The 15,109-nt window shown below is 48.6% G+C and carries 12 protein-coding genes and 8 tRNA genes; 17 read left to right on the forward strand and 3 right to left on the reverse strand.

The annotated features are described in order from the left end of the window. The first annotated feature begins 1 nt into the window (after position 1). From QMF38_RS00790 to QMF38_RS00865, 16 genes are all read left to right on the forward strand, one after another. Entirely contained in the window at positions 2 to 1,138 is a 1,137-nt protein-coding gene (locus QMF38_RS00790; RefSeq protein WP_058094094.1) for a zinc-dependent alcohol dehydrogenase, read from the forward strand. A 165-nt stretch (positions 1,139 to 1,303) separates the two neighbouring features. After that, positions 1,304 to 1,380: transfer RNA gene (locus QMF38_RS00795), tRNA-Arg, on the forward strand. A 6-nt stretch (positions 1,381 to 1,386) separates the two neighbouring features. Next, positions 1,387 to 1,469, forward strand: a tRNA-Leu gene (locus QMF38_RS00800). A gap of 33 nt (positions 1,470 to 1,502) precedes the next feature. Continuing rightward, positions 1,503 to 1,578, forward strand: a tRNA-Ala gene (locus QMF38_RS00805). A gap of 3 nt (positions 1,579 to 1,581) precedes the next feature. Beyond that, positions 1,582 to 1,656: transfer RNA gene (locus QMF38_RS00810), tRNA-Asn, on the forward strand. A 7-nt stretch (positions 1,657 to 1,663) separates the two neighbouring features. Further along, positions 1,664 to 1,738 (forward strand) — tRNA-Glu (locus QMF38_RS00815). Further along, positions 1,739 to 1,813: transfer RNA gene (locus tag QMF38_RS00820), tRNA-Val, on the forward strand. Positions 1,814 to 1,831: 18 nt separating this feature from the next. Next, a tRNA-Ile gene (locus QMF38_RS00825) sits at positions 1,832 to 1,908 on the forward strand. 106 nt (positions 1,909 to 2,014) lie between these two features. Further along, entirely contained in the window at positions 2,015 to 3,019 is a 1,005-nt protein-coding gene (locus QMF38_RS00830; RefSeq protein ID WP_058094093.1) for a LacI family DNA-binding transcriptional regulator, read from the forward strand. 173 nt (positions 3,020 to 3,192) lie between these two features. Continuing rightward, entirely contained in the window at positions 3,193 to 4,542 is a 1,350-nt protein-coding gene (locus QMF38_RS00835) for an ABC transporter substrate-binding protein (protein WP_058094223.1), read from the forward strand. A gap of 57 nt (positions 4,543 to 4,599) precedes the next feature. Further along, positions 4,600 to 5,556, forward strand: coding sequence for a carbohydrate ABC transporter permease (locus tag QMF38_RS00840; RefSeq protein WP_232302180.1), 957 nt, complete (start codon positions 4,600 to 4,602; stop codon positions 5,554 to 5,556). Beyond that, positions 5,549 to 6,376 (forward strand): carbohydrate ABC transporter permease, encoded by an 828-nt coding sequence (locus QMF38_RS00845; RefSeq protein WP_232302152.1) that lies wholly within the window; start codon positions 5,549 to 5,551, stop codon positions 6,374 to 6,376. The genes QMF38_RS00840 and QMF38_RS00845 overlap by 8 nt, the downstream gene beginning before the upstream one ends. A gap of 43 nt (positions 6,377 to 6,419) precedes the next feature. Further along, on the forward strand, positions 6,420 to 9,587 hold the full coding sequence (locus QMF38_RS00850) for a glycoside hydrolase family 2 TIM barrel-domain containing protein (RefSeq protein WP_058094092.1): 3,168 nt from the start codon (positions 6,420 to 6,422) through the stop codon (positions 9,585 to 9,587). 213 nt (positions 9,588 to 9,800) lie between these two features. Further along, positions 9,801 to 10,367 carry an anthranilate synthase component II gene (locus tag QMF38_RS00855; RefSeq protein ID WP_058094091.1) on the forward strand — a complete coding sequence of 189 codons (567 nt, stop codon included), beginning with the start codon at positions 9,801 to 9,803 and terminating at the stop codon, positions 10,365 to 10,367. A gap of 38 nt (positions 10,368 to 10,405) precedes the next feature. After that, positions 10,406 to 11,956 (forward strand): anthranilate synthase component I family protein, encoded by a 1,551-nt coding sequence (locus QMF38_RS00860; RefSeq protein ID WP_083495995.1) that lies wholly within the window; start codon positions 10,406 to 10,408, stop codon positions 11,954 to 11,956. Between the two features lie 47 nt (positions 11,957 to 12,003). Beyond that, positions 12,004 to 12,079: transfer RNA gene (locus tag QMF38_RS00865), tRNA-Arg, on the forward strand. Between the two features lie 83 nt (positions 12,080 to 12,162). On the opposite strand, the gene QMF38_RS00870 is transcribed toward QMF38_RS00865, so the two are convergent. From QMF38_RS00870 to QMF38_RS00880, 3 genes are all read right to left on the reverse strand, one after another. After that, entirely contained in the window at positions 12,163 to 13,290 is a 1,128-nt protein-coding gene (locus QMF38_RS00870) for a site-specific integrase (protein WP_281758292.1), read from the reverse strand. A gap of 125 nt (positions 13,291 to 13,415) precedes the next feature. Continuing rightward, a complete protein-coding gene (locus QMF38_RS00875; RefSeq protein ID WP_281758294.1) occupies positions 13,416 to 13,874 on the reverse strand; it encodes an ImmA/IrrE family metallo-endopeptidase in 459 nt (152 codons plus the stop codon). Then, a complete protein-coding gene (locus QMF38_RS00880) occupies positions 13,871 to 14,320 on the reverse strand; it encodes a helix-turn-helix domain-containing protein (RefSeq protein ID WP_281758295.1) in 450 nt (149 codons plus the stop codon). The genes QMF38_RS00875 and QMF38_RS00880 overlap by 4 nt, the downstream gene beginning before the upstream one ends. A gap of 81 nt (positions 14,321 to 14,401) precedes the next feature. On the opposite strand from QMF38_RS00880, the gene QMF38_RS00885 reads away from it, so the two are divergent. Beyond that, positions 14,402 to 14,662 (forward strand): helix-turn-helix transcriptional regulator, encoded by a 261-nt coding sequence (locus QMF38_RS00885; protein ID WP_281758297.1) that lies wholly within the window; start codon positions 14,402 to 14,404, stop codon positions 14,660 to 14,662. Positions 14,663 to 15,109 lie beyond the last annotated feature (447 nt).

Here is a 15,109-nt window from a genome sequence, read left to right on the forward strand (position 1 = left end):
CGTGAAAGCGGTGACGTACCAAGGCATGCGAAACGTAGAAGTAAAGGACGTTCCGGAACCTGAAATCGAACATCCTGAGGACATTATTGTAAAAATCACTTCAACGGCCATTTGTGGTTCTGATCTCCACCTCATACACAACATGATGGACAATATGCAACCGGATTTCATAATCGGACACGAACCCATGGGTATTGTGGAGCAAGTGGGGCAACACGTAACCAAGGTAAAAAGGGGAGACCGTGTTGTAATCCCTTTTAATATCGCATGCGGACGTTGCTACTATTGTCAGCATGGACTGGAAAGTCAGTGTGACGAATCAAATCAAAATGGGGAAGCAGGGGCGTATTTCGGGTATTCAGGTACGTTCGGTGGCTATCCTGGCGGACAGGCTGAGTATTTACGCGTGCCATTCGCAAACTTTACACCTTTTGTTGTCCCGGAATCGTGCGATCTCGAGGATGAGCAGTTGCTTTTCCTTTCCGATATTTTACCGACTGCCTACTGGGGAGTTGATAACGCCGGCGTGAAAAACGGTGATACAGTCGTTGTGCTCGGGTGCGGACCCGTCGGATTGCTAGCCCAGAAGTTTGCCTGGATGAAAGGAGCAAACCGCGTGATCGCAGTTGATTATATTGGTTACAGGCTCGAACACGCGAAGCGAACCAATCATGTTGAAACGCTTGATTTCACAGAGGAGCAGAATTTTGGCGAATATATTCGCGAAATCACCGGCGGTGGGGCGGACGTCGTGATCGACTGTGTCGGCATGGACGGCAAAAAGACCATTGTGGAGCAGGTTGAGAGTCTCTTGAAACTGCAAGGGGGTACACTCGGACCCATCCAAGAAGCTGCACAGGCCGTTCGTAAAGGTGGTACCGTGCAGTTGGTTGGCGTGTATGGTACGCGCTACAACCAGTTTCCTTTAGGGGACTTTTTCGCGCGAAACATTACCTTGAAAATGGGGCAGGCTCCGGTTATACACTACATGCCTTCGCTATTCGAGATGATCGTCGATGGGCGAGTTGACCCGACGGACATCATTACACACCGCCTCCCGCTTGCGCAGGCAAAGCGCGGATACGAAGTTTTTGATGCTAAGGAGGATAACTGTATCAAAGTCGTACTAAAACCCTGAGTTTACGATCGTTTTAAAACCTGGAGTTTGCCCAAACGAAGCTTCGGGATGGCACTTATGTCCGACCACCTGATACGGTCCGCCGCCATTTTAAAGTTTTTCGCGAGAAGGGCTTGCACTCTTTCGCAAATCATGATAAGTTATTCAACGTCGATTTTGTTCTGCGTGCCCGTAGCTCAGCCGGATAGAGCGTTTGACTACGAATCAAAAGGTCGGGAGTTCGAATCTCTCCGGGCACGCCATAAAATCCCGGAGTGGCGGAATTGGCAGACGCACACGACTCAAAATCGTGCGGGAAACCGTGCCGGTTCGAGTCCGGCCTCCGGGACCATCGATGTTACATATTCATGGTGTTACGATTTGCGGGGCTATAGCTCAGTTGGGAGAGCGCTAGAATCGCACTCTAGAGGCCAGCGGTTCGAATCCGCTTAGCTCCACCATGATCCTCGATAGCTCAGCGGTAGAGCATCCGGCTGTTAACCGGAGGGTCGTAGGTTCGAATCCTACTCGGGGAGCCAAGGCACCGGCCCCATGGTCAAGTGGTTAAGACACCGCCCTTTCACGGCGGTAACGCGGGTTCGAATCCCGCTGGGGTCACCAGGGCGGTTAGCTCAGGGGGAGAGCACTCGCTTCACACGCGAGGGGTCGGCAGTTCGATCCTGCCACCGCCCACCATTAGATTTCAAGATATATGGGCTCATAGCTCAGTCGGCTAGAGCGCACGACTGATAATCGTGAGGTCGGTGGTTCGAGTCCACCTGGGCCCACCATATGGTGAAAAACCGCAATCGATATGGTTGCGGCTTTTTTGTGCATATGATTATAATTGCCAAAACGATTATTGCCGTAGATGTTATATAGATATGGAGGGGTCGTATGGCGACGCGAGTTGATGTTGCGAAAAGGGCTGGGGTTTCTCCATCGACGGTTTCTCGGGTACTAAACGAAAGCGGTTACGTTGCGCCGGATGTCCGCAAACGTGTGCTCCAGGCCGTCAGCGAACTTAATTATGTCCCAAATCGAATAGCGCGGAGCTTAAAGATGAAACGCTGTGGACAGTTTGCCTGTGTCATCTCATCGCTGAGCAACCCGTTCTATCATGAAATGCTTATGGGAATTGAGGAGGAGGCCTTACGACGTGGCTATACATTTTCTTTATACAATATGACTCGTGAGAAAGAGGGATACATGCGGCTCATTTTAGAGGGCTTTTATGATGGGCTTATTATACTTACACCATACGAAGTGATGAATGTTGTAAACCTCACCGAGCTCTCTGCGCAAATACCCATTTGTATTTATCGAGATCGAAGTATGGACTTTGGAATTCCGAATGTTCATGTAGATCTATACAATGCCATGACCGAAAACATTAACTACTTAGTCGGTTTGGGGCATACCAAGATTGCATTTCTTGGCGAGTACGACAACAAGGAGGAAAATCCCCGTTACGCAGGTTATATAGATGCCATGTGTAGGCACGGGATTTCCGTGGAGTCCGGACTGATCCAACTGATCCCTTATTTGAAGGATACGATGTCTGCTGGATATGAACGTGTAATTCGGATGTTGGAGCTAGGTGTTAACTTCACTGCGGTGGCGGCGTCCAATGATTTGTTGGCATTAGGCGCTATCCGCGCTCTGATGGAGTTTGGAATCAAGGTGCCGTCTGAAGTGTCCGTATTGGGGATCGATGATGTTGAATTGTCGCGTATTTCCACGCCTGCCCTGTCAACAGCACGTATACCCAAAACCCTAATCGGGATTGAACTTGTTCGAATGTTGGTAGATCAGATAGAAAACTTGACCACAGCTCATATATCAAAGCCTTTCTCCACAGAACTAGTAGTGCGTGAATCAACAGCTCCAAGAAAATGTTGACTCTATCAAACTAGATAACTATAATATTCCGTAAGTAAGCGTTTTCAATAGTGATTTCATTTTGTCTGTTTTGGAGGGATGCGATTTCACTGATGTGGTCTCGAGGCCATATGTAATCTTTTCTTGGATTTGAATGGACGTAAATAGCATAACGGGGGTGCAAAGTTGTGGGAATGAAGAAAGTGAGCATAGGGATTTCATCGGTTGCATTAGCAGGACTGATTTTAAGTGGATGTGGCACAGCGAATTCCTCCGGAGCGTCGTCGTCTCCGGCCACAGCCGCAACATCTTCGCCTACACAGGGAGCAGCGTCAACACATAGTCCTGTAACAATTACCGTTGCTGCATGGAATGACGCGGCAGATTCACTCAAAGCCGAGATACCTGGATTTGAGAAGAAGTATCCTTGGATTAAGGTGAATATTGAGTATGTCGATGGAACTTATCAAAAGATTACACCGGAATTAGTAGCAGGAAATGCTCCGGATATAATCCAAACTCAGCAACGCGACTTTCCCTATTTCCTCAATAAATTTCCCGGCGATTTTGTGAAGTTAAACTCGTTCATGGGCAAGATCAAAAATCAAATTGCACCTGTCGCCCTTAACCCAACCATGCAAAACGGTTCTATTTACGCTGCACCGTGGGATTTGGGGCCTGCTGCAGTTTATTATCGGAAGGATTTGTTTAAAGAGGCCGGAATTAACCCGAATAGTATTAAAACCTGGGCGGATTACTTAGCTGCAGGTAAGAAACTTACTGCCCATTTTCATGGGAAAGTAAAAATGCTGGCTGATAACATATCTGAACCTGGCCAGGGCATTGAGACGACATTGATGTTACTTGTGAACGAACTCGGGGGTAGCTACGTCAACAAGCAAGATCAAATTGACTTCACCACACCCCAATTACAAAAGGCGATGAGTACGATTCAATCTTGGGGCAAAGCGGGGATAATAGCTGATTCTCCTACATGGAATGATCAAATCGCGTCCTTCTCAAACGGACAGGTAGCAACTATCTTGTCGGCTGTCTGGTATGCTGGAACGATGATGAATAGTGCTCCTAAGCAAAGTGGTAAATGGGGTATTATTCCTCTTCCGGCATTCACACCAGGAGGACCAAATGAGGCAGATACCGGAGGATCGGTGCTGGCAATTACAAAGGATAGTAAGAACCCAACAGCGGCGTGGGATTTCATCAATTATTGCCTTTATACAGTTCCGGGAGAAAATGTGCAGTTAAAATACGGGCTGTTCCCGTCATGGCAAACTTATTACACTGCACCTGGAACAAGCTTTAACCAGAATTTCAGCTATTTCGGAATGCCTATTTATAAATTTTTTGCAGGTGTATCCAAGCACATTCCGACTACAAACTATGGCGGCTATTTTGCAGACTATTCGGAGCCACTTGCTCAAGCCTATGAAGCGGTGATCCAGGGTACTAACCCAATTCAAGCGTTAAAGACGGCGGAGCAGAGTGCGGCACGAATTTCTGGTCAATCAATTGCAAGCAACTGATCAACATCTAGTCTCCCGTGGGGTAACACTCACGGGAGGACAAATGGGGTGAGACTAATGCGGGTAGCTGACTCGCAATCGGTTGCAATGGAATCAAAAAGCTCAGTTTTAAAGAGATGGGGGAATCGGCGCTTCCGATTCGGAACTGTGTCAATCCCTATCTGGGTTCCTTATGCATTTATAATACCATTTTTCGTTATTTTTATAATTTTTATGTTGTACCCCATCATTGATACATTTGTCTTAAGCTTTGAAAACTGGTCATCCATGGGTAGTAAATGGGTTGGTTTGCAGAACTACAAACTTATCATTACGGATCCCGGGTTTTGGACCTCTCTCTTAAACGACGCTTTCGTGCTTCTGGTTCAAGTTCCTGTCATGTTGTTTATCGCAACAGTTTTAGCCGTCGCACTAAATAACAAGTCCATACGCTTTAAGTGGTTGTTTCGTCTACTGGTTTTCTTCCCTGTACTAGTTGACGCAGTGACGTACACAATAGCTTTTCAAATCATCTTTAATACTAACTTTGGTGTACTGAACTATCTAATCCACTTTCTTGGTATTGGAAATATCAATTGGACAGGAAACCCGTGGGCTGCTCGTATGGCCATTTTTATCGTGGTTACCTGGAGATGGACTGGTTACAATGCGATTATTCTACTTTCGGGCTTGCAGTCCGTACCTGATGAATTGTACGAGTCGGCTGTTGTTGATGGCGCTGGAAAAGTAACATCCTTCTTTCGAATCACCATCCCGATGTTGCGTCCCATCCTACTCTTTTGTGCGATATTGTCAACTGTAGGAACGCTGCAGCTTTTCACGGAGCCATATATTTTGACGGCCGGTGGGCCGGGAACTGCGACCGAAACGCCGATGCTTTACCTGTATGGGATCGGGTTCCAAAACTATAATTTCGGCCTGGCATCAGCTGGTACGTATATTCTTACAACTATTATTGGCATTTTATCTTATCTACAAATACGGGCGTCCAAAGGAGGCGACTACCGTGCGTAGTTCCGTCCCCATGAAATTTTTAATTTATGCATTTCTTATCGTAGCAGTTATTGTGTCGATTTACCCTATTTACTGGGTGTATGTAGCGTCGTCTCTTTCAGATTCGCAAATATTCCACTACCCTCCTTCCAATTGGTTTGGCTCTAACTTTTTAGATAACCTAAGAAGTTTGGAGTCGTCCATGCCAGTATGGAGGGACCTTGCGAATAGCGTCTTTGTGTCAGGTATCACGACTGTTAGTGTTGTTCTCTTTTCGTCGATGGTAGGGTTCGCGTTCGCAAAGTATGAGTTTTGGGGTAAAAGATTTTTGTTTTTTGTTGTTCTAATTACGATTATGATTCCAATGCAAACTACGCTTATTCCTTTGTTTCTGATTATTACCAAATTGCATTGGCAAAATTCATATCAGGCGCTTATTGTACCATTCTTAGTTAACGGTTTTGGTGTGTTTTTCATGCGGCAGCAAATGCAAGCTTTCCCCGAGGAACTCCTTGAAGCGGCGCGTATGGATGGGTCGGGTGAGTTTAAGACATTTTTCCGAGTGGTTGTTCCGAACATTCTTCCATCGATGGCTGCTTTGGGAATTCTGACGTTCCTACAACAGTGGAGTAATTTTATCTGGCCGCTGGTCGTTATTAACGACCGCACACGTTTCACAATCCCACTCATGCTGCAGCAGCTTGATCAACCTGGTAATGTTATACACTATGGTCCGATATTTGCCGGGGCGGCAATTGGCTTAATTCCCCTCATGGTGGTGTTTGTCTGCCTACAGCGATACTTTATCTCAGGTATCTATAGTGGGTCAGTTAAAGGCTAGTTGGCCATTTGAACTTCGTACAATTCTAGGAGGTGCAATCCTCATGGTGAACAAAAGGGATTGGGAAAACTTTGATGTTCTTCATCGGAATAGACTCCCGGCAAGGTCTTACTTCATTCCATTTGGTGATGAACAATCGGCGCTATCATATAATCGTGGATTATCGGATCGCGTACTGTTTCTCAATGGAAGGTGGAAGTTCTGTCTTTATCCAAATCCAGAATCTGTACTGAGTGGCTTCTTCGAGGAAGGCTTTGACGACACTAAATGGGCGTCAATAAGAGTTCCATCCAACTGGCAAATGGAGGGGTTTGGTCGCCCCCAATATACGAATGTGGTTTATCCGTTTCCGGTTGATCCTCCGTTTGTACCAAGCGAAAATCCTACGGGGTGCTATCGGCGATTATTCGTAGTGCCTGAGAAATGGGTGGGGCAGTCCATACACTTACGGTTTGAGGGTGTGGATAGTGCGTTCCACGTTTGGGTAAATGGTCATCAAGTAGGCTATAGTCAGGGTAGCCGTGAACCTTCGGAGTTTGACATAACGTCATACGTGCGTATTGGTAGTAACTTAATTGCCGTGCAGGTTTATCAGTGGTCCGACGGAAGTTATGTTGAGGATCAAGATATGTGGTGGATGAGCGGTATATTTAGGGATGTGTACATACTCGCACGTCCAAGCGTTCACATAAAAGATGTAACTATCCGCTCCTTGCTGGATTCAACTTATACGAACGGCGATTTAGAGGTTAGAGTGGATCTCTTCGACAACGTCGTAACGAGTAGTGCAACGCAGGTCGCCGTCAAAGTGTTGGATGATACCAAACAGTGCCTCTATCAAGAACAGCATGAAATTTCGAAGTCTGGGATTGTTTCGTTTGCAACCACAATTCAACGTCCGAAAAAATGGTCTGCGGAACAACCGAATTTGTATCATCTGGTTATTACTCTTTCAGCCGTCAGTGGCGAAACGCTAGAGGTGGTAGCTCAGCGGATCGGATTTCGAACAGTAGAACTCAAGAACGGTAGCATCATGATCAACGGCGTTCCTATCATGTTTAAGGGTGTTAACCGGCACGAGCATCACCCAGACCTTGGCCGGGCAGTTCCTTTTGACTGGATGGTAGAGGATATTCTGTTGATGAAACGGCACAATATTAATGCTGTTCGAACAAGTCATTATCCAAACGATCCGAGATTCTATGAGTTGTGTGACCTATATGGACTCTATGTAATTGATGAAGCCGATTTAGAATGCCATGGTTTTGACATTGCGGGCAACTGGGATCAACTTAGCGATGATCCGAATCTCGAACATGTATACATTGATCGAATGGAGAGGATGATTCAGCGGGATAAGAACCACCCCTGCGTGGTAATGTGGTCGCTTGGTAATGAGTCTGGCTATGGATGTAATCATATTGCTATGGCGAAGTATGCCCGACATCTCGATGGGACCCGCCTTCTTCACTACGAAGGGGAGACCAGAAGATTGCTACGTGATGGGATTGATTTACACCATGCTGTTATGGATGTGTACAGTACCATGTATTCGTCGATTGATGAGCTTTCCCAATTGGCGGAATTGGAACTGACTAAACCGCACATTTTGTGTGAGTTCGCACATGCTATGGGAAACGGACCGGGAAGTCTTCAAGAATACGTTGATCTGTTTTACAAATATCAGGGGAGAATACAAGGAGGCTTTGTGTGGGAGTGGATGGATCACGGAATTCGGAAGAACTCCGCAACTGGACAGCCTTATTTCGCGTATGGAGGAGATTTTGGCGATGAGCCAAATGACTCCAACTTTGTGATTGATGGTTTGGTATTTCCTGACCATACTCCATCTCCCGGGTTAGTTGAGTACAAAAAAGTGATTGAACCAGTTCGAGCCACAATGGTTGATGTTGATCAGGGTACAATTTTAGTTGAGAATCGATATGATTTTCTGAATCTTGACCATGTCCAGTTGTTGTGGGACCTAACGTGCGACGGGCAGATAATTGGTGGAGGTGTCGTCGAGCTTCCTGATGTGAAGCCACACTCATCTACTCACGTCAAGTTACCATATTTCAAGTGCCTCTCCACAGCGCCGTATGGTAAAATGTTGCTGAACGTGCGGTTCGTACTGAAACCAGGTCAAATTTGGGCAGAGCCGGGTCATGTGGTTGCGCATGCCCAATTTGGGTTGGAAAGCATGTCGATTGATCGTTACTATCCTTTCATCCCCACATCGGGGGAATTGCACATCGATGAAACGGACACCGCGTTAACAATTGTTGGAGATTACTTCTTATTAACGTTTAATAGGGTTACCGGCGGAATTGATAGGTGGATGTTCAGAGGTCAGGAAGTTATGGTGAAAGGACCGCGCCTTGGCTTTTGGAGGGCTCCGACGGACAACGACAACCCGCCAAACCGTGATATGGTAAGCATTGCGAAAGAGTGGCGTAAGTACGGTCTTCATGCCATGTGTCATCGGCTAGTTGACATGTCGTGGAGCAAATCTGCCAACAACTGCGTTTGTGTCCAAGTTCGTTCCCGCGTTGCCCCACCGAGCCTGGGCTGGGGGATCGAGGCAGTGTACCGTTACGAGGTGACACCAGATGGGCGAGTTTTGTTGGTAGTTGAAGGGGAACCAAGAGGCCTATACCCTGCCACGTTGCCACGGATTGGCCTGGACATGTTGCTTCCATTACCGCTAGATCAAATTGAGTGGTACGGAAGGGGACCTGGGGAATCGTATAGGGACAGTAAGCAGGCTAATTTAGTTGGGTTATATAGACTTAAACTGAAAGATATGTTTACCCCGTATGTATATCCACAGGAAAATGGTAATCGTTCTGATGTGGTGTGGGTATCTTTTACAGATATGCGTGGTGAAGGGTTGTTCTTAGGGTCGTCTTCAGTATTTAACTTCAACGCCCAAGTGTATTCTGTGGAGCAACTTGAACAGGCGCGGCATACTTACGAACTTGAACCAGAGCCTCGTATCACTTTGCACGTCGACCTTGAGCATTATGGACTTGGAACTGCGAGCTGCGGCCCGGGTGCATTACCCCAGCATCAACTTAGGACTAAAGAATTTAGATTTGCGATAACAATGCTGCCGTTTGCAAAGGATATGTTTACACCAAGTTCTTTGGCAAACACTGTACTATCGCTTACTACAGCGGATTCATTGGAGACCAAAACAACTGGTGTTTAAAGTAATCTTCGGCGATCGCTGGATAACCAGCGATCGCGTTTGTCCGTACGCACAAGACCCGCCTTTATGCAGCGGGTTTTTTGTTGTTCCCATCCCATATCCCGAACAATTACCCGCTTGACGGAACGAGCGCCTCGGGGTACGGTAACGTTATCGGGATGAGCCGAGTTGAGTGGGCAGACGTTGTCTGCTCGGATGAGAGGAGTCGAGTACATGCTGTTGATGATCGACAACTTCGATTCATTTACTTACAATTTAGTGCAATATTGTGCTGAATTAGGTGCTGATGTAGTCGTTCGCCGCAATGATGTGCCTTTGGACGAGTTGAAAGCCCTTCAGCCCTCTGCCGTCATTGTATCCCCCGGTCCATGCTCACCCAACGAAGCCGGAGTCTCCGTGCAGGCCATTCAGCACTTTGCTGGGCGTATTCCACTACTGGGTGTCTGCCTGGGCCATCAGTCACTCGCGGTTGCTTTTGGCGGAAAAGTTGTACGCGCCAGTGCGCCGATGCATGGGAAAACCTCAATGATTGCCCATTCCGGAACGGATCCATTGTTCTTCAATGTTCCTTCTCCATTTCGTGCAACGCGTTACCATTCGCTAGTCGTCGATCGCGCTAGCTTGCCTTCCAGCTTTTCTGTCACGGCCGAAGTTGATGATGTGATCATGTCTATGCGCCATATACCCACGGGTGCTGTCGGTGTGCAGTTTCACCCCGAGAGCATTTTGACAGACGAGGGAAGGCTGATGATCGCCAATTTCCTGCGGGAAGTTGCATGAGATGAACCGTTGCGAGATCGAGCAAAGGAGCGATTGGTGTGAAGTACGTGGAGTATTCGCCATCTGAGGCGGTGGATCCGTTTTACCTATACATGCGATTCCGTGAGCAATTGGGCAGTGGCCAGGCCTTTTTGCTGGAAGCCGGACGCGAAGATATGGAACGAGCTTATCAGATGAGTCTTGTCGGCGTTTGTCCAATCGTCGAAGCACAGGTGAGGGATCACGTTGTTTCGGTGTTTGCCGTACCGGAATTGGCAGCGGATTTGTTTTCGAATATCAGGTCCCACGGGGAAGTGGTTCCGCAAGCTCCTGTTTCGTGGGCGAGCGAGATCGTGGGCGATGTTTTGCATGTCAAAGTAGCGGATCCGTTCGCTGTATTGGAGCAGATGCGTCAGCTATTGCGCAACTTGTGCGCAGCCGGCGGGGAACAACCGTTTAGTGCCGGTTTTTTGGGATACGTGGGGTATGATGCCATTCGTTACCTCGAGCGACTGCCACAGACGACCGTGGATGACCGCGAATTGCCGGAAATTCGCCTGCAATGGCATGCTGGGATCGTTCAGCTTGTCGATGGTACCTTGCGCTTTTATCGGCAGGATGATGCAGAGCGGTTACGGAATCACGGTGGCATCAAGCGGGCTCTTGACCGCGTGCAAGCTGAGTTGGAAGACGTCGTAGCGCGTGGCCTTGGTGCCCCGAAGAGTCTTGCCGAGTTGGCGTTGCAGTCGAAGCGCGTGTCGCAAGTTACCTACGATATTCCGGAGGAATGGTTCTGTAAGAACGTGCGAACGGCGAAGGACTATATTCGGGCTGGCGACATCTTTCAGGTCGTGCTTTCTACACGGATTCGTATCGAGGGTGGATTGCATCCATTTGTCGCCTATAACCGTTTGCGACGGCTCAATCCCTCACCTTACATGTTCGTGGCGGAATATACTGGCATGATGCTCTATGGCGCAAGTCCGGAAGTGCAATTCCGGTGTATTGGGGGCTTGGCCGAGATGAAGCCCATTGCGGGTACAACCCGGGGGCGCGGCCAATCCGCTGATGAGGATGCGCGCTTGGTTGCGGAGTTGAAAGCTGATGCCAAAGAGAGTGCTGAGCATGTGATGTTGGTTGACCTGTGCCGGAACGATTTGGGGCGGATCGCGAAGAGTGGGACGGTTCGTGTACCCGACTTCATGGTGGTCGAGCGTTACTCGCACCTTTATCACCTGGTGTCGCGCGTCGAGGCCGAACTGCGCGACGATATAAGTGTATTTCACGCCCTGTTGACCACGTATCCAAACGGCACGTTGTCTGGCGCGCCAAAGATTCGGGCTATGGAAATTATTGACGAACTTGAGCCGGTGCGCCGAGGGCCTTACGGCGGCTTTGTCGGTATGGTTGATGCATGGGCTAATGCCAACACGGCCATCGTCATCCGTTCTGTGGTCGTAGTCGGGGAGGTGCAGTACGTGCAGGCTGGGGCAGGGATTGTCCTCGACTCAGTGCCGGAGCGCGAGTGGCAGGAATGTCACCACAAGGCTGGCGCCATCCTCGACGTACTCACGGGCGATTACGAGCCTGAGACACTGATTGCGAAATGACACTTGCATCTTTGGACGGCCTTATGATAATATATAGGTCGTCGCTTGCGTCCGTAGCTTAGTGGATAGAGCGCTGGCCTCCGGAGCCAGAGGTCGGGGGTTCGAATCCCTCCGGACGCGCCATAAGAAATGCAGTCGTACCAAGGCTTCTCGGTCACTCCGAGAGGCCGTCTTTTTTGTCTAAAGTGATACGATCTACGAACGATCTACAAATCTCCTCCACCCTCCATCATCTCGTGCAATTTTTGAACAGCCTGCTCCTGCATCTTACGGGTCACGTGACTATAGACATCGGCGGTCACCGTGATAGATGAGTGCCCTAGCCGCTCAGATACAACCTTCAGATCAACGCCGGACTCAAGTAGCCACGTCGCGTGTGTGTGACGCAGATCGTGAAAGGTGACAAGCGGATAGCCGAGTTTCTGTAAAGCGGCCTTCAGGCCCTTGGCAAAGATGTAAGGACCGGGGGCGCTCCCGTCGTGCAAGCGAACAACAAACATGGCATCATCCCATGGCTGCTGCACCAGGCGGCAAAACGCCTCCTGCGCTTCGCGCCAAAGCCGCAGTTCATCCATGACCAGCTTCGCCACGACAATATCGCGCTCGCTACCTTCGGTCTTAGTTGTCCCAATCACTTCAGATCCATCTGTCCGCATCCGAGTGCGTCGCACGTGCAGCACATTGGCGTCCCAGTCCACATCACGCCACTGCAAACCTGCAATTTCGCCGCGACGCATGCCTGTATAGATGGCAAGAAAACATGCCATATACGCCCCTGGGCGGCGGTCCTTGAGCCACGCGAGTACATCCCGCGCCTGTTGCACAGTCAGCGTGTTACGACGTGCTGCGCGCCTTTCTGGAGTGTCCACACGAGCCATAGGGGACTTCACTAGATAGCCCTTCTTCACGGCGTAATTAAGAGCTGTTCGTAAAACGCGATGGATACGATGTACTGTCGACGGTGCTAACTTTGCACTCCACGTGTCATATAATTGATGGATGTGTGGATGATCTAATTTATCCAATTTCACACTACCGATAATCGGCACGATGTAATGCTGACATGTATACTCGTATGTCCAACGAGCGCTTGGCTTCATGTCCTTACAATGATCCGTGATAAACTGCTGGAGAAACTGTTCAACTGTTGCTCGGGTGGGCACGTAACCACCCGCAAGTTCAGCGAGATGGGCTCGCATTTTTTCGTCGGCCTCTTTTCTGGTCTTGAAGCCGGAACGCCATATCTGCTTGTACTTGCCCGTAACCGGGTCTTTTCCGGCACTAATGATGTACCTGTACGAACCATTTTTCTTCTCGATCCTGCCTGTCGCCAAGATTCATTTCCTCCCTCCATATTTCAATAACCTAAATAAAAATTGGGTGCTGGCATCACCTCCCATGGAACATATGTTCGGTTTTAGGGTAATACTCAATCATGTAAAAACGGGTGCCCGCTGACTTACAGTCTCTTTAACCCGATAAGCTGTTGCGGAACACCCGACACCGACGCGACGTGTTGTGCCGTGATGCAACCGTCATGTAAAGCATGCATGGCCTCGTCAGGTATCAACAGTTCAACGGCAAAAGTATTAGCTTCGCGTTCAATTCGGTCTATCGAAAACAGTGTATTACGGCGCAAGAATGGCGTGTTTATGTGAGGGTGAAGGATCGCATGGCCAAGCTCATGCGCACAAACAAAGCGCTTTTCATAGTCAGTCAGGCTTTCGTGTATACAGATGACCGATTGCCTCTTGTATGTATGGTGATATCCCAAAATACCCTTGAGACGAGACTCACTAACAATAATTCCTTTTCTTCGCGCGATGACGAATGGGTTGTTTGACTGATGAGTACAAATTAATCGCCGGGTGATCTGTTTGATATGGTGAGAGAGCACAAATAACCACCAACTGATCATGATCTGTGTTTTTTGGGTGTAAACTTTTTCTTCGCTGCCATCTTGGCTAACCGCATAGCTTGCTCTAAAGATGCCTTAAGTAACTCTTTTGCTTCAGCATCAAACTCAACCTCCTCGCCGTAAAACATCAACCCGTCTCCCTGATTAAGCCCCTCCATAATTCGATCCAAATCCTTTGCAATGTCACGCTCATCTTTGGCGCTGAGTTGCGGATCGAATTTTGTCCCAAAAGGAGATGGATCATCCGTTCGACCGAGAAGATAATCTGCGTTCGTGTGAAAGACGTCAGCCAATTTTTGAATCACATCGGCAGGCACGTTTTTGACTAAACCGCGCTCGTAATTCGAGATGTTGACGCGGGTCATACCTAAATACTCAGCTAGATCATCCTGCGTTAATCCCTGTTGCTCTCTAAGGGCTTTCACCCTCTCTCCGAATAAGCTCATACGGCACCTCAATCTATGTAAAATGACACTTGCGTAAACCGCACTTACGTGCTACTATGTCGTCAGGAGGTGGATAGAAAAATGCACAACGCGGCCAAGAACACCTATAGCCCGCGTACCCGACTTGTCGAGCTCCGAAGAGAGCTTGGCAAAACCCAACGCGAAGTAGCGATTGATCTCGGCATCACCCAGACCCATCTTGGGTTACTTGAACGTGGGAAAGCCACTCCCAGCGTGGATTTGCTATTCAAAATCGCGAGTTACTATAAGAGCGACGTATATGAAGCTTGGCCGGATATTGCCGGCTCCCGACCCGGTTCTACTACCACCCTCGACAAGTGATAGTATAATCGTAAAGTGATGGTTACGCAACTACCAGTTACTTTTCTGAAAGAAATTTTTTTAGCCGCATAGTAAGTGACAATTACTATTTAGCGCGATAGGAGCGGTGAGCCATTGATTTACCCAACCTTGGAGGCGGTTGATGCGCTACCTGCAGTGTTCGACTGCTCAATGCTAGCCGAATTCCTTGGTGTGTCAAAGTTCAAAGCAAGAGAGATTATGAACGAACCTGGCTTTCCTTTACTTGTGCTAGGCCCGCGACGTCATCGAATTCCGCGCGATCAATTCAAAGAGTGGTTGGACAGAAAGATTTCTGAAAGGAGGTGACCCACATGGGCAATCGACGCAGGGGCAAACGGAAAAAAGGTTCCCGCGGCAACGGGAACCGGAGCACAGGTACACAAACCACCACCATCAGTGTACCAGACGTGCCTGTGCCCGCGCCAG

Source organism: Alicyclobacillus hesperidum subsp. aegles, assembly GCF_027923525.1.
In the GTDB taxonomy this organism is placed as follows: domain Bacteria; phylum Bacillota; class Bacilli; order Alicyclobacillales; family Alicyclobacillaceae; genus Alicyclobacillus; species Alicyclobacillus aegles.

Bases quoted from the DNA above. Each gene is read 5' to 3' on its own strand.
- QMF38_RS00830 (WP_058094093.1), top strand. From the start codon at position 2,015: ATGGCGACGCGAGTTGATGTTGCGAAAAGGGCTGGGGTTTCTCCATCG.
- QMF38_RS00835 (WP_058094223.1), top strand. From the start codon at position 3,193: ATGAAGAAAGTGAGCATAGGGATTTCATCGGTTGCATTAGCAGGACTG.
- QMF38_RS00840 (WP_232302180.1), top strand. From the start codon at position 4,600: ATGCGGGTAGCTGACTCGCAATCGGTTGCAATGGAATCAAAAAGCTCA.
- QMF38_RS00850 (WP_058094092.1), top strand. From the start codon at position 6,420: ATGGTGAACAAAAGGGATTGGGAAAACTTTGATGTTCTTCATCGGAAT.
- QMF38_RS00855 (WP_058094091.1), top strand. From the start codon at position 9,801: ATGCTGTTGATGATCGACAACTTCGATTCATTTACTTACAATTTAGTG.
- QMF38_RS00875 (WP_281758294.1), bottom strand. From the start codon at position 13,874: ATGATCAGTTGGTGGTTATTTGTGCTCTCTCACCATATCAAACAGATC.
- QMF38_RS00880 (WP_281758295.1), bottom strand. From the start codon at position 14,320: ATGAGCTTATTCGGAGAGAGGGTGAAAGCCCTTAGAGAGCAACAGGGA.
- QMF38_RS00885 (WP_281758297.1), top strand. From the start codon at position 14,402: ATGCACAACGCGGCCAAGAACACCTATAGCCCGCGTACCCGACTTGTC.